The following is a 21,323-nucleotide window of genomic DNA, read 5'->3' as shown; positions in this document are numbered from 1 at the left end:
CCCTGATGTCCGACGAAGCGGCGTTCCTCGAAGCGCTGAAAACGAACCCCGCCGACGACACCGTGCGGCTGGTGTACGCCGACTGGCTCGATGAACACAACGCCCCCCGAAAAGCCGAGTATTTGCGGCTCGTTCAAGCAGTCGCAAGCAGCGAGGGTGATGCAGCAAATCATCCGAGCGGCCCCAGAATAGTGGCGCTCGCGCAGGAGCTGCCGGCATGGTGGCGGTTCGCAAGCGCCTCGCGATTCGCGCTGATGTTGAACCAGTTCAGCGATCTCGTCAAAACCGTCAAATGGTGTCGCGAAATTACGGGGTGCGGTTTGGGCGAAGCTAAGGCCGCACTGGAAGCCTCTCCCACTACGGTTTATGCCTGTGTGCCCTTTGAGATGGCTTACTCCGCGTACAAGCTCTCACCTGGCGAATCGAATGCGCGAGTTCGAATTCTTGCGGCTACGCGCTACCCTGCGCTGGTAGAAAACAGCTTCCGAATATGTGTTCAGTGCGCTGCCCCCAGATCGCACCTTGCGCAGTCACCGCGTACCGAACTTGAGAATGAGATTCGAGCGGTGCTGAATAGGGTGTTCTTGGCAATGGGCGTACCTTTGACGGAAAGCAGCTTCCTCGAAGCGTTATCAGGGCAGGAGGTGGTTCTTGCCGGTGATCTAACCCGCGACCAAGCACAAGCCCTTACGGGCGAACTGTTCGCTACGTACCTCCAACGCCGTTCGCCAGCAGGTTGGTATCTTTGGTGCGCAACGACACAATCCACAGCAGCTTTCAACACCTAACCCCCGCAATCTCCCATGTTCATCTTCGAGAAAGCCCCCTTTCCCTCCTGCCACGCCTCCAGCCTTGTGGAGCACGAGCAGGGTAAGCTCATGGCCACTTGGTTCGGCGGCAAGGCCGAAGGCGCCAAGGACGTTGAGATCTGGGCCAGCACTTTTGACGGCAAGAAATGGTCCGAGCCGAAGGTGTTCGGCACCGAGCCCGGTCAACCGTGCTGGAATCCGGTGCTGTTCAAGTCTGCAAAAGGAACGCTGTTCCTCTGGTACAAGGCCGGACCGAAGCCCGACAACTGGACCGGATACGTCCGCACATCCGCCGACAACGGCAAGACGTGGACGAAGCCGGAAATGATGCCGAGTACGTTCATGGGGCCGGTGCGGGCGAAGCCGATTCAACTCGCGAACGGCACGATTCTCGCTGGGACCTCCTGGGAGAGCTACCGGAACTGGGTTCCGTTCGTGGACCGTTCCACCGATGAGGGCAAAACCTGGAAGCGCTCGAACCCGTTCCCGGTGCCGGAGAAGTTCAACCAGATCCAGCCCGCACTCTTTGAAGCGAAGGACGGGAAGATCGTAGTGTTGATGCGGTCGCGGAACCCGCTCACCGTCTGCCGGTCGGAATCGAAGGACGGCGGCGAGACCTTCTCGCCGGCCGAAGAAACCTCGCTCGCCAACCCGAGTTCCGGTATCGACTGTGTGCGGACTAAAGAGGGCGATGTGTTCCTGATCTACAACCCAACCTCGGTGCTCCGTACACCCATCAGCCTCGCCCGCTCGACCGACGACGGCAAGACCTGGAAGAAGGTCGCGGACCTCGAAACCGAACCCGGAGAGTTCTCGTACCCGGCCATCATCGAGTCATCGGCCGGTACGCTGGAGATCACATACACGTGGAAACGAACACACATCAAGCACCAGAGCGTCGACCCGAAGAAGCTCCGGAGTTAACCACCGTCCGCATCCTGCCGTCCCGCGAGGTGGAGGCCGAGTTGGTGATCCTCCGCGGGATCGCGAAGGTGATGGACGAGGCCGTTACCGTTCCGAACACGAACGTGAAGGTCGGGCTCGATGCGCTACTCGGGCTGATCCCCGGCGTGGGTGACATCGGCAGCGCCGCGGTGGGGGCGTACATCCTCCGCGCCGCCGCACGGCTCAACGTACCGACCGTCATTATTGCCCGGATGCTGATGAATTTGCTGATCGATGCGGCGCTCGGCATCGTGCCGTTCATCGGGGATTTTCTCGACGTGCTGTACAAAGCGAACGCCAAGAACGCCCGGTTGGTGGTGGAGGCAGTCGAGAACCGCGGCGCCGCCACACGCGGCAGTTGGCTCAAGCTGATCGGGGCGTTCACCGTGTTCGCCCTGATCGTGGGGGGCGGGATCGTGGGCACAGTGTTCGCGCTAAAAGCCCTCTGGAACGCGCTCTAGGCCCCCACCCGCGGACCCGCGGGCGGCGCGTTCTCCGCCGTCATGGGCGCCGCGACACAAATTTTCCCTATAATACCGAGCGGTTTTGGGGCGGTGCTCGTCACCTGTAACCGCCTCTCGCCGCCCGCCCGCCGCGCCTGTCGCGCGGTTCCGCGCGCGGTCCACTCCCTCGTAAAATGAGCGACCAACCGGGCGCCCACGCGGAGCCGGGCAAGGGCCACCATCAGTCGTTCTGGCTGTGGGTGATGTGCTTGACCGGCGTCGACTACTTCTCCACCCTCGGCTACCAGCCCTCGATCGCCTACGAGAACGCCGGGCTGCTTGCGCCCCTCGCGACGATCGTCCTGGTACTTGTCACTCTGTTTGGCGCGCTGCCGGTGTACTGGTATGTGTGCGGGCGGTCGCACACCGGCCAGGGCTCCATCGGGATGCTCGCGAAGCTGGTTTCTGGGTGGGGCGGGAAGATTCTCGTCCTCACGCTCCTCGGCTTCGCCGCCACCGACTTCGTCATCACCAAAACGCTGTCCGCTGCGGACGCCGCGGTCCACCTGATCACCAACCCGCACTGGCCGCTGTCCGTCGACGACGACGCCGAGAAAACACGTCAGACGATCTACGTCACGTCGTTCATGCTCGTACTGTTGGGCGCGTTCTTTCTCCGCGGGTTCCGCGAGGTGATCGGCCTGGCGGTGGTCATCGTTGGCGTGTACCTGGTGCTCAGCGCGGCCGTGGTCGGTGCCGGCGTGGAGCACCTGATCGAGCACCCGGAGCGGCTCGAACAACTGGCCCACCGCATTCGGGCGGGCGAGTGGTTCCTCAAGGAGTCCGAGCGCCCGCTCGCAGGCACCGGGCTGTTCACCGTCGTGGCCATCAGCCTGCTCATCTTCCCGAAGCTCGCACTCGGCCTTTCCGGATTTGAAACCGGTGTGGCGGTGATGCCGCTGGTCAAAGGGTCCGACACCGACGACCCGAACGAGCCGAAGGCGCGCATCGCGAACACGCGCAAGCTGCTGGTGACAGCCGCGCTCATCATGTCCGTGTACCTGATTTGCTCTTCGCTGGTGGTCGCCTGCCTGATACCTCCGGAGCACCTCACGAAGGCGGACGCGCACGGCGCCGAGCGGCACGGGGTCGCCGATAAGGAGCTGAAGGCGAAGGACCGGGCCCTGGCGTACCTGGCTCACGGGGAGAACCCGGACGGCAAACTGCTCCCGTTCTTCGGCGAGTGGTTCGGCACCGCCTACGACCTCTCGACGGTCGTGATCCTGTGGTTCGCCGGCGCCAGCGCGATGGCCGGCCTGCTGAACCTCGTCCCGCAGTACCTGCCGAAGTACGGAATGGCGCCGGAGTGGGCGCGGGCCACGCGCCCGCTTGTGCTGCTGTTCACGGTCGTCAACCTGGTGGTCACGCTCATCTTCCGGGCCAGCGTGGACGCACAGAGCGCCGCCTACGCCACCGGGGTGCTTGTACTCATCACAAGCGCCTGCACCGCGAGCGTCATCGACATCTGGGACCGGCGCGAGGGCCGGTGGTACCGGCGCCTATGCTGGCCCTTCGTGCTTATCACCATTGTGTTCATCTACACAACGATCGCGAACGTCTACGAAAAGCCAGACGGCATCAAGATCGCGGCCTTCTTCATCCTGGCGATCCTGGTGACCTCGTTCTGGTCACGGTACGCGCGGAGCCGGGAGCTGCGGTTCGCCGGGTTCAAGATCGCGGACGCCGAGAGCCGGCTCATGTGGGACACGATCCGCGACCTGGAGCTGTCGGTGCTTGTGCCGCACCGCCCCGGCCGCCGCAGCTTGGCAAACAAGGAAGGACAAATCCGGCGCGAGCACCGCATCCCGCGCGACCTCATCATCGTGTTCGTGGAGGTGGAGTTGGCCGACACCAGCGACTTCGTGAACGAGCCGGTGCTTCAGGTTATAAAAGAAGAGGGCCGGTACGTGGTGAAGATCTCCGGCGCCGCCTCGATTGCGCACACCCTGGCGGCCCTCGCACTGGAAATGGCCAAGATCGGGCGCCCGCCCGAGGTCCACTTCGGGTGGACCGACGACAGCCCGGTGTCCGGAACGCTCGGATTCCTACTGTTCGGTGAGGGCAACGTGCCGTGGATGGTGCGCGACCTGATCCGCCGGGCACAGCCCGACGAGAGCAAACGCCCGCTCATCATCATCGCCGGGACGGCGTAGGTACCGAGTCGGGTGACGCGCGACTGCCAAAGTCGCGTTTCACCCGATGTCACATTCCGTCAACGACGCACGCCGCGAGCAGACGCGTTGTCGGAAACAGTCACCCTCTGGAAATCGCAGTGGCGCCAGGAATTGCGCCACCCAGCACTCGTCAACGAAGACCTCGGCACGAGCCGTCAACGAACAACCAAGGCACTTGCGTAGAAACACAGAACCAGAAAGTTCGGGTAGACAGGCAGCCCGCACAACCCCTACACTTTCAGTCTTACGCCCGCTGCCCTTCGCCGCATGGATGCGCACAGGGATGAATCTCGTTCACCTCACCGCCAGTACCTTTTTCGGCGGCCCCGAGCGCCAGATGCTCGGGCTCGCGCTGGCACTACCCGATACCGTGCGCACCACGTTTGCCACCTTTCCTGAAGGGGGCCGCGGCACCGCGTTCCTTGACGAGGTCCGCAAACACGGGTTCCCCGCCGCGCCACTCAAGACCGACTTCCCGCGCGTGTTCTCGGCCGTCCGTGAGGTGACTGAACTGCTTCGCACGACCGCCTGTGACGTGCTCATCTGCCACGGCTACAAAGCGCACGTGCTGGGGCGGCTCGCGGCGCGGCGGGTCGGGATACCGGCCGTTGCGGTGTCGCGCGGGTGGACCGCCGAGACGCGAAAGGTCAAAGCCTACGAGTGGATCGACCGCCGACACATGCCGCTGATGGACCACGTCATCTGCGTGTCCGAAGGGCAGGCGGAGAAGGTTCGCCGCTGGTGCCGCGTGCCGGCCGATCGCCTGAGCGTCATTCGCAACAGCGCCCGGCTCGGCGCGTTCGAGAACGCGGACCCGCAAGCCCGCGAGCGGTTGCTCGGCTTCTTCCCGGCCGGCGGCCCGGTTTCGCAAGTGGTGCTCGGCGCTGGGCGGTTCAGCCCGGAGAAGGGGTTCGGCGTGCTCGTTGAAGCGGCGCACGCGATCTGCCGCGAGCACCCGAACGCCGGCGTGGTCTTATTCGGAGAAGGGCCGCTCCGGGGCGAACTCGAACGTCGCATCGCCGAACTCGACCTCACGGGCCGCGTAGCGCTCCCGGGGTTCCGGACCGACCTCGACGCCCTCATCGGCGGCGCGGACGTGGTTGTTCTACCCTCGTTCACCGAAGGTTTGCCGAACGTCGCGCTCGAAGCCAGTGCCGCCGGCGTCCCGGTGGTCGCGACCGCCGTCGGCGGAACGCCCGAAGCGATCGCCGACACCGTGAACGGTTTTTTGGTTCCGCCCGGCGATCCCGGCGCGATCGCCGCGAAAGTTGGTGAGTTGCTCCGCGACCGGTCGCTGCGGTCCCGGTTCGGTGACGCCGGCCGCGCCCGGATGCGCGACCTGTTCACCTTCCAGGCCCAGGCCGACGCCTACCTGCGCCTGCTCCGCGCCCTCACTCTTCGCCCGACACCTGTTGAAGTTGCAGCCTGATTCGATTCGAGGAGGACAAGGATGTCCGCTCTGCTCGCACCGCGCCTTATGTTCCCCGTCACCGCACCCGCACCCGCGACCGAACCGGTCCGCGTGTGCTTCATGATCGACCGGCTCAGTCGGGCCGGGACCGAAACGCAACTGCTCGCGCTGATCCGGTCGCTGGACCGCTCGCGGGTGCAGCCGACGCTCGTCCTGCTCGACGGCGAGGACGATCTCTCGCGCGACTTGGAGCCGGCCGACTGCCCGGTTGTGCGGCTGGGGCTGCGGAAGCTCGCCAGCGCGAACGCGCTCGCGGCCGCACGTCGGCTCCGCACGTTCTGGCAGCAGTGCCGTCCGGAAATCCTTCAGGTGTACTTCACAGATTCGGCTTACTTTGGCGCACCGCTGGCCAAGATGTGTGGGATTCGTAAAGTTTTGCGCGTCAGGAACAATCTGGGCTACTGGCTGACTCGCCGCCACCGCCTGCTCGGAAAACTGGTGCGTCCGTTCGTGGACCTCACACTCACCAACACCGACGCCGGAAAGCAAGCCCTCGTCACGCGCGACGGGGCCGCCCCGGACGATGTCGCCGTTCTGGAGAACGGCGTGGACACGTCGCGCTTCAAGCGGTTCATGCTCCCCGACACCTCGAAGAAGCTCGTGAAGGTCGGGTGCGTGGCCAACCTGCGCACCGTCAAGAACATTGACGGGCTGATGCGCACGGCAAAAGCGGCGCTGGCGAAGCACCCGCAGCTCTTGTTCGAGGTGGCCGGGGAGGGCGAGCAGCGTGCGCAACTCGAACGGCTTCACGCGGACCTGGGCCTGGGCGACCGGTTCGTCCTTCGGGGCTCCGTGTCCGACGTGCCCGGCTTCCTCCGCGGCGTCGATATCGCGGTGCTGCCGTCGCACTCCGAGGGGATGTCGAACGCGCTGCTCGAGTACATGGCCGCCGGCCGCGCGGTGATCGCCACCGACGTGGGCGCGAACGCCCAACTGCTCGACAACGGCCGGTGCGGCGTGCTTGTCCCCTCTGGGGACGAGGCCGCAATCGTCAGCGCGATCGGAGCGCTCCTCGCGAACCCGCTGCAAGCGGCGGGATATGGCGCCGCGGCGCGGCGCCGGGTGGCCGCGGAGTACAGCCGCGAGGCCATGACCAAGCGGTTCGAGGCGTACTACCGCAACCTCGTTAGCCGCCCCGCGTAAGTTACTTCGGCTTCCACTCGGCGGCCCACGTCCCAACGCCGCCGAGGAGTTCTTTCGCGTTACCGCCGTCGGGGTCGCTGACCCACAGCGCGGGTAGCTGGCCCTTCTCGGACCGCGCGTAGCTGAGCGACTTACCGTCCGGCGACCACCGCGTCAGCGTGTGCTCGTGCTTCGACGTGATGACCTTCGGGTCGCTCCCGTCGGCCCGCATCACCGCGACCTGAAGCTTACCGTCAACAATTTCCTCGAACGAAATGAAATTCCCGTCCGGGGACCACAGCGGGTACCTGGCCCCGTAGTTGTTCGCGCTCTTCGTGAGTTGCTTCTTGTTATTGCCGTCGGCGCCGATCACGAAGACCTGCCAGTCGCGGTCCGCGTCCAGCGTCATGAACGCGAGCTGCTGACCGTTTGGAGACCACGCCGCGTCCAAACCACCCTTCTTGTCGGTGAGTTCGGCCAGTTCTTTACCCTCCGCGGTCGCCGTGTAAATCGCGTAGCGGCCCGGAAAATAGCCGAACGAGAGCTTCTTCCCGTCGGGCGACCATGAGGCGTGGCGGCACAAGACGGTCCCGTCGATGAGCCGGCTCACCTTGCCGGTCGCGACCTCGACGGCCATGACCTGCTCGATTCCGTTCTGCCGACCGGTGAACGCGATCCGCTTCCCGTCGGGCGACCACCGCAGGCCCGTGCAGCCGCCGCACTTCTTGGTGAGTTGCTCGGGCTCGGTCCCATCGGCGTTCATCAACCACACGTCCGGTTCGCCGGCACGGTCCGAGGTGAACGCGATCCGCTTCCCGTCGGGCGACCAGACCGGTTCGGTGTCGCTCGCCGTGTTGTCGGTGAGCCGTCTGGCCGCGCCGGTGCTCGCCTGCACGAGGTAGATTTCCCAGTTCCCGTTCGTGTTACTCGTAACGACCAGCAGCCCCCGCGGCGGTCCCGCTTTCGGCACCGGGGCGGTCGAGAGCGCAGCCCCGATGGTCAAAGAGCAGAGTAACCCGGCGAAGGTGAACCGCATGGCGAGGAACTCCCGGAGCGGAAGACGTGGAAGCGACGGCGGTACCGGGCGCTACCGGAACGAGATGTTAACCGGACGTGCGCGTCGGTAGCAAGAGATCAGCCTGCAGCCCCGCGAAGTTGACGGAACACCTTCACCAGATCGGCGCCTTGGTAGTGGGCGTTGAGGCCGCTCGGGTTGGGCAACACCCACACCCGTGTTTGGCCGATCGGTTCGGGCTGAAGCCCGATGACCGCCTTGGGCCGCGCGAACCCGACCCGGTACGCACCGATGCCGAGAACCGCGAGGTACTTGGGGGCGAAGGCGAGGACCTTCTCGCGCAGCGCCGCACCGCCCGTCACGTACTCGTCGTTGGTCAGTTCGTCCGCACCGACCGTGGCCCGCGCGACCACGTTGGTGATCCCGTACCCGAGCGGGAGCAGTTCCAACTCCTCGCTCGGGTCGAGCAGGCGGGGCGTGAAACCCGCGCGGTGAAGTGTCGGCCAGAACCGGTTGCCCGGCCGTCCGAAGTGATGCCCGATCGCGGCCGTGTACAGCCCGGGGTTGATGCCACAGAACAGTACCTTCAAACCGGGGCCGATCACATCGGGAACGGTTTTGTTCTGGGCCGCCCGGAGTTCGGCCGGGGTCGGTGGTTTACTCTTCCCACTCACTTGCGACTCAACTTCGTGATCGAGGGGTCGCGGAGCCGCGGCGCGTCCGGCGGGGCCTTCAACGTGCCGAGGAACGCGAGCAGGGCGTTCTGCTCGTCGGTGCCAAGGGACTTAAACTTCTCGCTCACGCTCTTCGCGTCGCCGCGGTGGCGCAGGATCGCGTCCTTGAGGGTCGGAGACGCGCCGTCATGGAAGTACGGCGCCGAATCCGCGACGCCCCACAGCGGCGGGGTCTTCCACTCGTTCAACTTCGGTTCTCCCTCGGCGCGTTCCGGCAGTTGCAGTTCGGGCGGCGGGGCGGTGTTGTACTCGTCCCGGCCACCCGGGGGAGGCGGGTCTTCGAGGGTGTACAACAGGAAATCACTGTACACGCCCTTCACCCCGCCCATGTCCGGAACGTGGCAAACGGCGCACCCGGTCGTGTGAAACACCTGTTTCCCGTGCTCGGCTTTCGGCTCGCCGGAGACCTCGACCGGTTTCGACAGGGTCTTCACGAACGCGACCAGCGCCCGGAGCTGCTTCTTATCGAGATCGGGCTCAACGGACGGGCTCGGTCCGGAAAGCGGCTTCGCTTGTTCGGTCAGCGGCGTGCCCAGGCCGAGTTCGTTGGCACATGCGGCGGCCACGAACTCTTCCAGGGTGGCGAACTGCGCTTTCCAGCCGAATTTCCCGATCCCGCCTGATACCCGGCGTGCCCGACCAATGGGAATGTTGTCGAACTCGAGACACATTTCACGACCCGCGGCGCGGAGCCCGCGGTTGCGCTCGTTCCGTAAGATCGCGCGGTCGGAGATCAGATCGACCCACCCCGCCCCGAACAGCGCGGTGGTCTGTACAGGTTGCGTGCGCACCGGATCGAAATCGGGGATCGTGATGTTGGTGGAGCAGTGCCCCGCGTTCGTAATTGTGCGGCCCTTAATCACAGGGAACAGGGTGCGGAGGGTCCGCTCCGTTTCCCGAAGCGAAGGGTTGGTGCTAAAGTTGTGAACCGTGCCGGTGCGGAAGGTCGGGTCGCTGGGGCGCGAGTGGATCTCAAAGCTCATCGCGTTGTGTTCGACGTTCCCGCCGCCACCGAGCCCGCCCTGGAAATGGCAGGTCGCGCACGACTTCGCGTTGAACACCGGCCCGAGGCCGTCGCCGTGGGCGAGCGGGTCGTTGGGAGCCCACTCGCGCTCGAACAGCTCCCGCCCTTCGGCGATTTCGGACGCCCTCGCGGTCGGCCCCCAGAGGATCGGCAGCCCGTCCGAGAAGAGGAACCAGTACCCGAACACCGCAGCCACGCCGGCGGCGGTCAGGTAGATAAGCTTGCGTTGTGCGGCCAGCGACAGGTTGCGCATGGGTCGGTCCCGAAGGTGACGCACGAGAGGTGGAGTCAGCCGAACGACGACGGACCGCAAAGGTCATTTCAGCGCGGCGCCGAAAAGGGCGGTACGTCAGGCGAACAGGTCGGACACTTTGCACGCGAACCCGGGCAGCACGTCCCCGCCGTCGAGGGTGTCCGAGACTTCAAATGTCCGAACGGCCGGCCCGCGGAATTCGGCAACAGACCGGAGGGACGGATCAACCAGCCACAGCACACCGACACCGAACTCAACCAAGAGCCGCACCCGGCGCATAACATCGGAGTACGGTTCACCGGCATCAACGACTTCGAACGCCGCGTCCGGTGGGCGAGTCGGCCAACCGTGCTCGAGCGGGAGGTCGGTTCGGTCGCTCCAGAACGCCGCATCCGGGCCGGTCACCGTCGCGGGGTCGCGGGCGATCACCAACCCGCAGCGCAGGGAGGCGGAGCCGGTGCCGCGGCGCTGCCGGTACTCGCCCAACAAGCCACAAATGTTCCCACACACCAGCCCGTGTTGTGCGGAGTGAAAAGGTCGGTTAACCACGCGTCCGGCGATGAGATCAATCCCGTTGTCCCGATCGGGCAACCGGGCGTACTCTTCGAGCGTTACGAGCGCTTGCGCGGTCGCGGGCATCGCTCCTTCCTCCTGCGCGGCGAGCATACCGCCCGCCGTCGGTCGCACACAACCTCGGATCGGGCGAACGATCACATTCGGCGCTACACCCGTTCGTAGAAGCCAGACCAGCCCGTCGGCTCGGGATACGTCGCCTGCATTACCGTCTGAACCGCAACCTGCTGAGTTCCCCACCACACCCGAAAGTTGTCCCAATACTCCTCGCCCTCGCCCATCCGCCAGCCGATCGAAGCTCGCGGGATCGACGGGTATTTGACCCACGGCGGAATCATCATCCCGTCCGCGTCGAATGCGGGCACCGGCGGATCAGGGACTGGGTCGTCCACCTTGGCTACCTTAACAGCCTCGATCGAGCGAAGCGGCGGTCCCGGCGGGACCGCCGTTAAACCGCTGAGGGCTACGCCTTCGCCACGTCGACCCACTTTTGGCCCTTCGCGGAATCGAGGATGGCGTCGAGCACGCACTGCGTTTCGAGCGCGTCCTTGAACGTCGGGCCTTGCGGCGTGCCGCTCTCCAGCCCCTGGATGAAATCGGCCACCTGGTGCGTGAAACTCGAATCGTAGCCGATCGCCAGCCCCGGCACCCACCAGTTTTTCATGTACGGGTGGTCGCCGCCGTTGTCGGTGACGTGGATGCTCGACCAGCCGCGGAGCTTGCCCTCCACCTTGTAGTCGAAGATCTGCAACCGGTGCAGGTCGTGCAGGTCCCAGAACAGCGACATGTCCTCGCCGTTGATCTCGAACGTGTACAGCGCCTTGTGCCCGCGGGCGTACCGGGTGCTCTCGAAGTTCGCCAGCGACCCGTTCTCGTACCGCCCCATGAACGTGCAGGCGTCGTCGATGCTCACCTTCTCGACCTTGCCGGTCAGGGTGTGCATCCGCTCCTTCACGAACGTTTCGGTCATCGCGCACACGCTGTCTAGCCGGCCGTTCAGCCAGATGCTCGTGTCGATGCAGTGGGCGAGCAGGTCCCCGCTCACCCCGCTGCCGGCGGCGGCGGCGTCGAGGCGCCACAGCCCCTGCCCGCCTTGCGGCAGGTCCGATTTGATCGTCCAGTCCTGGAGGAACTTGGCGCGGTAGTGGAAGATCTTGCCGAGCCGGCCCTCGTCGATCAGCTTCTTGGCGAGCGTAACGGCGGGGATGCGGCGGTAGTTGTACCACACCATGTTCGGCACACCGGCCTTCTCGACCGCCGCCACCATTTCGCGCCCCTCGGGGACGTTCATCGCCAGCGGCTTCTCGCACAGGATCGCCTTGCCCGCCGCGGCGGCGGCAATGGCGATCTCCTTGTGCATGTTGTTGGGCGTGCAGATGTCGATGACATCAATGTCCTTGCGCTCGATCAGTTTGCGCCAGTCGGTTTCGGTGGACGCGTAGCCCCACTGGTCCGCGAACTTCTTGACCTCGTCGGCGTTCCGGGCACAGGCGGCCTGGAGCACCACTTCGTAGTTCGACGGGAAGAACTGCCCCACCTGCTTGTACGCGTTCGAGTGGGCGCGGCCCATGAACCCGTACCCGATCATGCCGACGCGAAGCGGTTTCTTGGCCATCGGAGAGGTCTCCACGGTTGGTGGCGGTGTGGTTGAGGTGGTATGCTCCTGCAACGATACCGGGGGCGGATTCGTTCGGCCATCCGGGGCACCGACGCGACCGCATTTTGTGAGGCCGGATGGAACGGGTGGCGGCGCGCCGCGGGCTGGCGCTGTGTGTAACGGGAGCGGTCGCAGCATGTGTATGGGCGCTGGCGTCGGCGGCCACGTACCGGCACGTCCCGTCGGACCTCACCCAGGACTATCTCACGGCCCGGGCGCTACGGGACGGAACACCGGTTTACGACCCGCTCCCGGCGGCGTGGGCGCATCCGGGTGCGACTGACACGGTTACGAGCGACCACCCGCCGCCGTACATCGTCGCGCTCGCCCCGCTGGAGTTACTACCGTACCCGATCGCGTTCCTGCTGTTAGCGGCAGCTAACGTTGCGGCGGGCACCGGTTGCGTCGTAATCGTCGGCCGCGAGTTGGGCTGGTCGGCCCGGGTGACGGCGCTGGTCGTCACCGCGCTGCTGCTCCACCCCGGGGCGGTGACGTGTCTGTGTGTGGGGAACGTGTCGCTCGTTCTGCTGCTGCCGATCGCGCTCGGGTGGCGGGCGCTCCGCCGTGACCGCGCCGGCCCGGCTGGCGCGTGGCTCGGGTTGGCCGGAGCAATCAAGTTGTACCCCGGCCTGCTCGTGCTGGGGTTGTTCGGTGAGCGCACCTGGCGCGGGATCGCGACCGCCGGCGTCGTTGTGATCGTCTGTTGGGGGGCCGCGACCGTCGTCACCGGCTCTGACAGTCTGGTCAATTACGTCCAGACGCGGGCGCCGGCGAACGCACGCTCGTTCGTCGGGCACGGTTTCAACTTGTCGGTCGCCGGTGCCGCGCACCGCGCGTTCGGCGCCCCGAACGAATACTCCCCGTGGCTCGAGCGAATGGCCGACCGGCCGGATGTGGCCGCTCGGCTATCCTGGGCGGCGCGGGGCGCGGTTGTTCTCCTGCTCGCGGTCGGGTTGGTCCGCGCCCGGCACCAACCCGACCGACCGGATCGGACCATCGCGATCCTGATACCCGCGATGCTTCTGCTGTCGCCGCTGACGTGGTTGCACGCGGTGCCTATGATGCTGGTCCCGATCGCGGTACTGGGCCGGCACGCGACCGGTTCCCGCCGCACGTTCTTGATCGCGTGTGCGGCCGCTCTTTGGATGAACGACCGCTGGCTCGCGACGCAGTGGGTCGCACTAACCGGCGAGAACGTACCGCCGGCGCTGAACCTGATCCTGTTGGCCCCCACCTGGGGAATGCTCGGGGTGCTCGCGCTCGCGACAACATGCCCCCGCACTCGGGAACGGTGACCGTTACTTCTTTTCCGCGAAGTGGTCGAACACTTCTTTCGCAACCTTTCCGATCAGCACCTGCCCGGCGTTGTCGGCGGCCCAGCGCTTATCCTCGTTCGCGTCGGTCAGCACACACACCGCGATCGGACCGCCTTTCGTATAAATGATCCCCGCGTCGGTCTTCGACGCGTCCACCGAGCCGGACTTGTGCGCGACCACCGTTCCCGCGGGCAGAAAGCGCACCAGTTTCTCCTTATCGTCGCACGCCTTCAGGTGCCCGAGCATCTCCTTGCACGCCTCCGGAGAAACCACCTTCCCCGCGTCGATGAGTTCGAGCAACCGGACCGCCTCTTTCGCGGTCGTACTGCCGAGACCGTACTTCTTGCCGAACTCCTGGCTGAGACGAGTTTCTGGCTTAAACACCTTCGCGTTCACTTTGGTGTTCTTGAGCCCGAGCTGCGCCATCCGCTCGCCGGTCGCCGGCAACCCGATCTGATCGATGACCATGTTGGTGGCGGTGTTGTCGGAGTAAACGATCATGAGCCTGATCGCGTCCTTCAGCGGGAACGCGGCCCCCTCAGAGAAGTGCGGCGTGAGGATGCCGCTGCCGGGCACCTTGTCCCCCTTCGCGAGCGTGACCGGCTTGTCGAACTTGATTTTGTCTTCCTTCGCCTGCCAGTACGCTTCGACCATGATCGGCAACTTGATGAGGCTCGCGGTGGGCATGGGCTCGTCGGCGTTGAGATAGAACTCTTCGCCCGTCTTGAGGTGCTTTACCGCAACCGCCACCTTGCCTTTGTGCTCTTTCACGAGCGGCGTGATGCGGCTTTCGAGGTCGGCAGCGGAAGCGTGAGGGGGAAGCAAACCGAGGCAAACGAGCGCGAGGTAACGCACGGTGCGAGGCTCCTTGAAATGCCAATAAGTGCTGCGGGCCGCTCCGGCGGGCGGGGCGCACGAGCGGGGCTGTGATGGAACACGCCCCCGCTCGTGCGCCCCGCCCGCCGGAGCGGCCCACGGTCTCTCGACGACTATGCCGCGCTGGCGGCCTGTGCAAAGGTGGTGAACAACCGGGCCATCCCAGGCTGCGTTTCCGTCAGTTCTTCTGGGTGCCACTGCACCGCCACAACGTACTGGTCGTCAACCCCTTCCACACCCTCGATGATGCCGTCGGGCGCGAAGGCGGTGGCCGCGAGCCGCGGGGCGAGGTCTTTAATCGCTTGATGGTGCATGCTGTTGACGGGCACCACCGCGTCGCCCAGGATGTTTCGCATCCGCGACCCGGCCTTCACCGTGATGTCGTGCGCGAGGTACTTGCGGCTCGGGCGGTCGGGGGTCGGGAAGAAATCGTGCTTCAGCGCGGCGGGCACCTGCGCGTGGACATCTTGGTACAGCGTACCGCCACAGGTGACGTTCAGGATCTGAATGCCCCGGCACACCGCCAGAACAGGGAGTTTCGCGGCCAGAGCGTGCTTGAGCAGCGCGATCTCCACCGCGTCGCGGTCCGTATCCGTGGTGCCGCAAAGCTCGGTCTTCGGTTCACCGTAGCGCGACGGGTCCACGTCCACGCCGCCGGTGATGAACACCCCGTCGAGCCGGTTGAAGATCTCCTGAAGCGTATCGGGGTCGTGCGGTACCAGCGGGATGACCCACGGTACCGCACCCACCTTACGCAACTCCTCAATGTAGCTACGGCCCATTAGCCAACACGCCTGCCGCTCACCCGGTACGGCGGGAAGGGTTTGGGTTGCGATCCCGATTACGGGTCGGCGCGATGACATGCGGTAGCTCCCCGGACACTTCCTCAATGGGGCGATTCTGGTGGAGAGGATTTGAGTATTGTACTCGACACGAAACCTTCATGTCGAGAATTTGAATCACAGAACTTTATCACCCCGGGGCCACATGGCCCCGCTACAACCGCGACGAGCGGTCGCCACGTACCCAGCATCTTTCGCGCCGGCTGAGCAGCATCGGCACGCGGTTCGCAGCTTGCACGCAGTGTCTGGGTGGTGAACGCACTTGGCGCCTGCTTGTCGAACGGAACCCGAATGACGGACCAGCCCAGGAGTAACGCGGTTCGCGCCCCAGGCGCGACGTACCGCGTCCAGTTTCATGCCGGCTTCACCCTCCGCGACGTCTTGGCGATCGTGCCGTATTTACACGCCCTCGGCGTCACGCATCTGTATGCGTCACCGATCCTGAAGGCCCGACCGGGTAGTACGCACGGGTACGATGTCCTCGACCATTCAGCGCTGAACCCCGAAATCGGATCGGAAGCCGACCTCGCAGAACTTTCCCGCGCGCTGCGCGACCGCGGCATGGGGCTGCTCCTCGACGCCGTGCCCAACCACATGAGCGTGGGGACCGGGAACGCGTGGTGGGCGGACGTGCTCGAACACGGCCCTGCGTCGTCCTTTGCGGCGGCCTTCGACATCGCGTGGCACGACTCGCCCCGCCCGCAAATGGCCGGCCGTCTGCTCCTGCCGGTCCTCGGCGACCAGTATGGTGCGGTGCTGGAGTCGGGCGAGTTCCAGCCGGTGTTCGAAGAGGGCGGGTTCCATGTTCGCGTTCACGACAACCGGCTCCCCCTCGACCCACGCACCTACGGACAGGTGCTCGCCCCGGCGTCCCGGGACGTGCGCGAGCGGCACGGCGCTGAGCACCCGTCCGCGATCGAACTCGCCAGCATCCTACACGCCGTTCAGGGGCTCCCCCCGCGAACCGATCCCGACGAGGCCCGACAAGCGGAAGGCCGGCTGGAGGTGATCGCGATCCGCCGCCGCTTAAGCGAACTCGCCGAACGGTTCCCGGAAGCGGCGGCGGCCGTTGCCGGCACGCTGACGAAACTGGCGGGCACGCCGGGCGATCCGACCAGCTTCGCGGCGCTGGACGAGTTGCTTGAGGCCCAGGCGTACCGGCCGTGCTTCTGGCGGGTCGCTTCGGACGAAATCAACTACCGCCGGTTCTTCGATGTGAACGACCTGGCAGCCCTCAGCACCGAGCGCCGGGAGGTGTTCGCCGCCGTCCACTCCACCTGGTTCCGGTGGCTCCGTGAGGGCATTGCCGACGGGCTGCGCATCGACCACCCGGACGGGCTGTTCGATCCGAAAGAGTACCTCGCGCGCCTTCAGACGAGCGTGGGACGCACGCCGCCCGGGCCGACCGACGACGGCACGGGCCACAACGGGGCCGGTGGGCTCTACGTCGTCGTGGAGAAAATCCTGGGCGACGGTGAGGAGCTGCCCGCCGCCTGGGAGTGCGCGGGGACCACGGGGTACGAGTTCATTCACGCGCTCAACGGGCTGTTCGTCGATCCCGCGAGCGAAGGGGCGCTCACCAACTTCTATCAGCAGTTCACCGGCCTCGACGACCCGTGGCCGGAGGTGGTGTACCGGTCGAAGCGGCAGGCGACACAGGGCGCGCTCGCGAGCGAGTTGAACGCGCTGGCCCATCAACTGGACCGCATCGCCCGGCTCGACCGCCGGAGCCGCGACTTCACCCTCAACGGCATCCGAAAGGCGCTCCGCGAGGTGGTCGCGTGTTTCCCGGTGTACCGCTCTTACGTGAACGGCTCAGTCGGCGACACGGACAAAGCGGTGGTGGGCAAGGCCACGCGCTGGGCGTACCGGCGCAACCCGGTGCTCGGGAAGGCCGTGTTCGACTTTATCCGCGACACCGTTCTGCTGAAGGATTCGCCGAGCGGACCGGCTTCGGAGGAGTACCACGCGCTGCAGCGCCGGTTCGCCGGGAAGTTTCAGCAGGTCACCTCGCCGGTGGCCGCCAAAGGCGTTGAGGACACCGCGTTCTACGTGTTCAACCGGCTGGTGTCGCTCAACGAGGTGGGCGGCGAGCCCGGCAAGTTCGGGTGGAAGCCCGAGCAGGTCCACGCGTTCCTGCACGCGCGGGCCGCGGCCCCCGGCGGGTTGTCGCCGCTCTCCACCCACGACACCAAGCGCGGCGAGGACGTGCGCGCGCGCCTCAACGTCCTCTCGGAACTGACGGCGGAGTGGACGCAGCACGTGTCGCGCTGGTCCGGGTACAACCGCGCTCACAAGACCGAAGTGGACGACCGGCTCGCACCGGACGCGAACGAGGAGTACCTCCTGTACCAGACGCTCGTCGGCGCCTGGCCCGGCCGCGCGGGCGTGTCGGACGAGTTCCGGCAGCGCATCCGCGACTACATGAAGAAGGCCCTCGCCGAGGCTAAAGTCCACACGAGCTGGATCAACCCGAACGCGGAGTACGAGGCCGCGGTCGCGGCGTTCATCGACCGCACACTCGACCCGCAGCAATCGGACACGTTCCTCCTGGAGCTGGACGAGTTCGCGGACCGCGTCGCGGGACTCGGGCGGATCAACTCCCTGGCCCAGACCCTGATCCGCTGTACCGCGCCGGGCGTGCCCGACACCTACCAGGGGACCGAGAGCTGGGACCTCTCGCTCGTCGATCCCGACAACCGCCGGCCGGTCGATTACACCGCCCGCGCGAGCTGGCTGCACGAACTCGACACACAGGGCACCGCCGCGGCGGACCTAGCGCGCAACCTCGCCGACCCGCGCGCGAAGCTGTTCGTCACCGCCACCGCGCTCCGGTGTCGCCGCGACCAGCAGGAGCTGTTCGCCCACGGCGATTACGTGCCCGTTGAGGCGACCGGCGAGCGCGGCGCCAACGCGTTCGCGTTCTTGCGCACCAGCGGCACCGGCGCGGCCCTGGTGGTGACGACGCGGCTCCCGGCGTCCCTCCGTGACGGCTGGGGGGGCACCGCGCTAACGCTCCCGTCGGAGTGGGCCGACGCGGCATGGAAGAACCTGCTCACCGGTGAGTTAATTAGCTCTCGCGACGCACAGCTTCCGCTGTCTGAAGTGCTCAAGGGGTTCCCGGTAGCGCTGCTCATCTGCGATACAGGAACCTGATTCCGGCCCCCATGTGATGCGACACACCCGTGACGCGGGCCAGCCCCGCGAGCACGGGCGAACGCACTGGTCCACAGAGCTTGAGGAGAGCAATGGCGTCCGATTACGTTCGCCGGTTCCCGGTCGGGGCCGAGCTCACAACCGACGGCACCCACTTCCGCGTCTGGGCGCCGATCCGCTCGCGGGTCGAAGTTGTGCCGGAAGCCGGCCCCCCGATCGAACTCACGCGCGAGCCCGACGGGTACTTCTCCGGGTTCGCCGCGGGGATCGGCGACGGCGCGCGTTACCGGCTCCAGTTGGACGGCGGGTCGTCGCTGTTCCCCGACCCGGCGTCGCGGTTCCAGCCCAGCGGCCCGCACGGCCCGTCACAGGTCGTCGACCACACGCGCTTCGAATGGACCGACGCGGGCTGGCCCGGCATCACCGACGAAGGCCAGGTGCTCTACGAAATGCACATCGGCACGTTCACCCCCGAGGGCACGTTCGCGGCGGCAGCGGCGCGGCTCCCGCAGCTCGCGGAACTCGGCGTCACCGCCGTGGAGGTGATGCCGGTCGCGGACTTCCCGGGGCACTTCGGCTGGGGCTACGACGGCACCTGCTTGTTCGCCCCCACCCGGCTGTACGGCGCCCCGGACGACTTCCGGCGGTTCGTCGACGCCGCCCACGCCCTCGGGCTGGGGGTGATCCTCGACGTGGTGTACAACCACTTCGGCCCGGACGGGAACTACATCCGCGAGTTCGCCCCGCAGTTCCTCAGCACGGTTCACAAAACCGAGTGGGGCGAGCCGTTCAACTTCGATGGCCCCGACTCCGGGCCGGTGCGCGAGTTCTTCATCGCGAACGCCGCGTACTGGGTCGAGGAGTTCCACATCGACGGGCTGCGGCTCGACGCGACCCAGGCCATTTACGACGACTCGCCGACTCACATCCTCACCGAGATCGCCCGCCGGGCGCGGGCCGCGGCGGGCCGGCGCACCATCTACGTTATGGGCGAGAACGAGCCGCAGGACGCGAACCTAGTGCGGCCCCCGGAGAACGGCGGGTGCGGGCTCGACGCCATCTGGAACGACGACCTGCACCACGCCGCGCGGGTCGCTCTCAGCGGTAAGAACGAAGGATACTTCATGGACTACAGCGGCACGCCGCAAGAACTCGTGAGCGCCGCGAAATACGGGTTCCTGTACCAGGGGCAGCAGTACCGCTGGCACAACCGGCGCCGCGGCCGCCCGGCGTTCGACATCCCACGCCACCGGTTCGTGGCGTTCCTGGAGAACCACGACCAGGTGGCGAACTCCGGGCGCGGGCACCGCGTGAACCAGTTGACCAGCCCGGCCCGGTTCCGCGCGCTGACCGCGTACCTGCTCCTCATCCCGTCGACCCCGATGCTGTTCCAGGGGCAGGAGTACGCCAGCACGCGCCCGTTCCTGTACTTCGCCGACCACCACCCCGAACTCGCGGCGCTGGTGTTCAACGGGCGCCGCGAGGCGATGCGCCGCTTCCGCAGCCAGGCCGGGCCGGACGGCATGAGCCTGATCCCGGACCCGGCGGACCCGAAGACGTTCGAACGGTCGAAGCTCGATCCGGCGGAGCGCGACTCCCGCCCGGAGTGGCTCGCGCTCCACGCCGACCTGCTCAAGCTCCGGAAAACCGACCCCGCGTTCCGCTCGGCGGTCGTTGACGGCGCCGTCCTGAGCGCGTCGGCGTTCGTGCTCCGCTTCTTCGTCCCCGCGGGCGGCGACCGGCTGCTGGTCGTGAACCTGGGGCGCGACCTGCACCTGGACCCGGCCCCGGAACCGCTCCTGGCCCCCCCGGACGTGGACGCGCACTGGCACCCGATCTGGTCGAGCGAGGCACCGAAATACGGCGGCCAAGGAACCGCCCCGCTCGACACCGACGACAACTGGCAGATCCCGGGCGAAGCCGCCGTGGTTCTTGCCGCACGCCCGCTCACCCGCCCGACCTAAATGCGCAACCGTGGCCGCTTTTCTTGACGAGCCACGATCGCCCAGGCGGTCGTGTGTGAATTTGCGGAGCCCTGGGTCGAAGCCCCTACCAGTCCCGTAAAATCGGCCCCATGCCGAAACCGAAAACTGCGTACATCATCTTGTTCCGAGGTGTCGGAGGCGCCACACAACTTCCCGTCGCCCCGCTGCGCGCGGCTCTGACGGGAGCGGGGTTCGAGAACGTTGCCACGTACATCAACAGCGGCAACGCCGTCCTCCGCAGCCACCTCGCTCGGAAGCAAGTGATTGCCACCGCAGCAAAACTCTGCGAGGAGAAGTTCGGCTTCACGAAAGCGATCTACGCCCCGACCCTGGAAGAGTGGGAAGCGCTAATCGCGAACAACCCGTTCCCCGACTTCAAAGAAGGGAAGCACGTCCACGCCGTGGTCCTGGGTGAGGTGCCGAAAGCGGAATCGCTCGAAGCGCTACGAACGCACGCGGTCGAAGGTGAAGCGATCGAACTCGTCGGGGGCGTCGTGTACCTGCACACCCCGTTCGGTCTGGGCACATCGAAGTTGGGTGAGAAGTTCGACAAGGGCATCGGCGTACCGAACACCGCCCGCAACTGGAACACCGTCCTCAAGCTCCGAGAGTTGGCGAAGAAAGCGGCCGGCGGCTGAGGGCAGGCTCCGAAGAAACGTTCCGGGCCCGCGTCCGACCAGGCCCGCGGCTAATCACACATTTGTCGATCCGGGACAGGTCCCCGGTAACGGCCATTCCCATGCGGCGCTCGCGTGACAGCCACTCATACTTCTCTCATCGAGAATCCCGCGGCACCCACGTTCTTCGCGCGGCCATTTGTTCTGTAGAATGTCCCAGGCGGCTCTCGCATCCGCTGGCCTGATCCGTG

Annotated in this window: 18 protein-coding genes; 10 read left to right on the top strand and 8 right to left on the bottom strand. The window is 66.2% G+C overall.

Going from position 1 to position 21,323, the window contains the following annotated elements; genetic code table 11:
* Window positions 1-5: 5 nt before the first annotated feature.
* The 6 genes from GobsT_RS14240 (at window position 6) to GobsT_RS14215 (ending at window position 7,045) form a co-directional block, all read left to right on the top strand.
* Complete coding sequence (locus tag GobsT_RS14240; protein ID WP_071529291.1) at window positions 6-788, top strand: TIGR02996 domain-containing protein; 783 nt, start codon at window positions 6-8, stop codon at window positions 786-788.
* 90 nt (window positions 789-878) lie between these two features.
* A complete protein-coding gene (locus tag GobsT_RS14235; protein WP_010041347.1) occupies window positions 879-1,733 on the top strand; it encodes a sialidase family protein in 855 nt (284 codons plus the stop codon).
* The gene (locus GobsT_RS14230) at window positions 1,676-2,215 is read left to right on the top strand and encodes a DUF4112 domain-containing protein (RefSeq protein ID WP_148087739.1); all 540 of its coding nucleotides are present in this window, start codon (window positions 1,676-1,678) and stop codon (window positions 2,213-2,215) included. Before GobsT_RS14235 ends, GobsT_RS14230 begins: the two co-directional genes overlap by 58 nt.
* 176 nt (window positions 2,216-2,391) lie before the next feature.
* Window positions 2,392-4,410, top strand: coding sequence for an APC family permease (locus tag GobsT_RS37765; protein WP_010041342.1), 2,019 nt, complete (start codon window positions 2,392-2,394; stop codon window positions 4,408-4,410).
* A gap of 304 nt (window positions 4,411-4,714) precedes the next feature.
* Window positions 4,715-5,860: a glycosyltransferase gene (locus tag GobsT_RS14220; RefSeq protein WP_010041340.1), complete on the top strand. Its 1,146-nt coding sequence runs from the start codon at window positions 4,715-4,717 to the stop codon at window positions 5,858-5,860.
* 21 nt (window positions 5,861-5,881) lie between these two features.
* Window positions 5,882-7,045 carry a glycosyltransferase gene (locus GobsT_RS14215; protein WP_010041338.1) on the top strand — a complete coding sequence of 388 codons (1,164 nt, stop codon included), beginning with the start codon at window positions 5,882-5,884 and terminating at the stop codon, window positions 7,043-7,045.
* 1 nt (window position 7,046) lies between these two features.
* Here the strand turns inward: GobsT_RS14215 and GobsT_RS14210 are convergent, their stop codons facing one another.
* The 6 genes from GobsT_RS14210 to GobsT_RS14185 form a co-directional block, all read right to left on the bottom strand.
* Complete coding sequence (locus tag GobsT_RS14210; protein ID WP_010041336.1) at window positions 7,047-8,060, bottom strand: TolB family protein; 1,014 nt, start codon at window positions 8,058-8,060, stop codon at window positions 7,047-7,049.
* A gap of 98 nt (window positions 8,061-8,158) precedes the next feature.
* Window positions 8,159-8,713: a G/U mismatch-specific DNA glycosylase gene (gene mug, locus GobsT_RS14205; protein ID WP_010041333.1), complete on the bottom strand. Its 555-nt coding sequence runs from the start codon at window positions 8,711-8,713 to the stop codon at window positions 8,159-8,161.
* Window positions 8,710-10,050, bottom strand: coding sequence for a di-heme oxidoredictase family protein (locus GobsT_RS14200; protein ID WP_010041328.1), 1,341 nt, complete (start codon window positions 10,048-10,050; stop codon window positions 8,710-8,712). The genes mug and GobsT_RS14200 overlap by 4 nt, the downstream gene beginning before the upstream one ends.
* Window positions 10,051-10,146: 96 nt before the next feature.
* Entirely contained in the window at window positions 10,147-10,689 is a 543-nt protein-coding gene (locus tag GobsT_RS14195) for a Uma2 family endonuclease (protein WP_162542159.1), read from the bottom strand.
* Window positions 10,690-10,772: 83 nt separating this feature from the next.
* A complete protein-coding gene (locus tag GobsT_RS14190) occupies window positions 10,773-11,015 on the bottom strand; it encodes a hypothetical protein (protein WP_029600948.1) in 243 nt (80 codons plus the stop codon).
* 71 nt (window positions 11,016-11,086) lie between these two features.
* Entirely contained in the window at window positions 11,087-12,238 is a 1,152-nt protein-coding gene (locus tag GobsT_RS14185; protein ID WP_010041322.1) for a Gfo/Idh/MocA family protein, read from the bottom strand.
* 119 nt (window positions 12,239-12,357) lie between these two features.
* On the opposite strand from GobsT_RS14185, the gene GobsT_RS14180 reads away from it, so the two are divergent.
* Window positions 12,358-13,575 (top strand): glycosyltransferase family 87 protein, encoded by a 1,218-nt coding sequence (locus GobsT_RS14180; RefSeq protein ID WP_109571097.1) that lies wholly within the window; start codon window positions 12,358-12,360, stop codon window positions 13,573-13,575.
* Window positions 13,576-13,578: 3 nt separating this feature from the next.
* Here the strand turns inward: GobsT_RS14180 and GobsT_RS14175 are convergent, their stop codons facing one another.
* Together GobsT_RS14175 and GobsT_RS14170 are read right to left on the bottom strand one after the other, a co-directional pair.
* Entirely contained in the window at window positions 13,579-14,451 is an 873-nt protein-coding gene (locus tag GobsT_RS14175) for a serine hydrolase (protein ID WP_029601377.1), read from the bottom strand.
* Between the two features lie 134 nt (window positions 14,452-14,585).
* Window positions 14,586-15,335, bottom strand: coding sequence for a gamma-glutamyl-gamma-aminobutyrate hydrolase family protein (locus tag GobsT_RS14170; RefSeq protein ID WP_109571098.1), 750 nt, complete (start codon window positions 15,333-15,335; stop codon window positions 14,586-14,588).
* 270 nt (window positions 15,336-15,605) lie between these two features.
* Between GobsT_RS14170 and treY the strand changes: the two genes are divergently transcribed.
* The 3 genes from treY to GobsT_RS14155 all read left to right on the top strand — a co-directional run bounded on the left by treY (window position 15,606) and on the right by GobsT_RS14155 (window position 21,093).
* On the top strand, window positions 15,606-18,470 hold the full coding sequence (gene treY, locus GobsT_RS14165; RefSeq protein WP_010037824.1) for a malto-oligosyltrehalose synthase: 2,865 nt from the start codon (window positions 15,606-15,608) through the stop codon (window positions 18,468-18,470).
* A 92-nt stretch (window positions 18,471-18,562) separates the two neighbouring features.
* On the top strand, window positions 18,563-20,434 hold the full coding sequence (treZ, locus tag GobsT_RS14160) for a malto-oligosyltrehalose trehalohydrolase (RefSeq protein WP_010037820.1): 1,872 nt from the start codon (window positions 18,563-18,565) through the stop codon (window positions 20,432-20,434).
* A gap of 110 nt (window positions 20,435-20,544) precedes the next feature.
* The gene (locus GobsT_RS14155; protein WP_010037818.1) at window positions 20,545-21,093 is read left to right on the top strand and encodes a DUF1697 domain-containing protein; all 549 of its coding nucleotides are present in this window, start codon (window positions 20,545-20,547) and stop codon (window positions 21,091-21,093) included.
* The last annotated feature ends 230 nt before the right edge of the window (window positions 21,094-21,323 follow it).

The organism is Gemmata obscuriglobus (genome assembly GCF_008065095.1).
Lineage (GTDB): Bacteria > Planctomycetota > Planctomycetia > Gemmatales > Gemmataceae > Gemmata > Gemmata obscuriglobus.
Note: the sequence above shows the minus strand (reverse complement) of the source record. Positions and strands in the feature narration are given on the sequence as shown.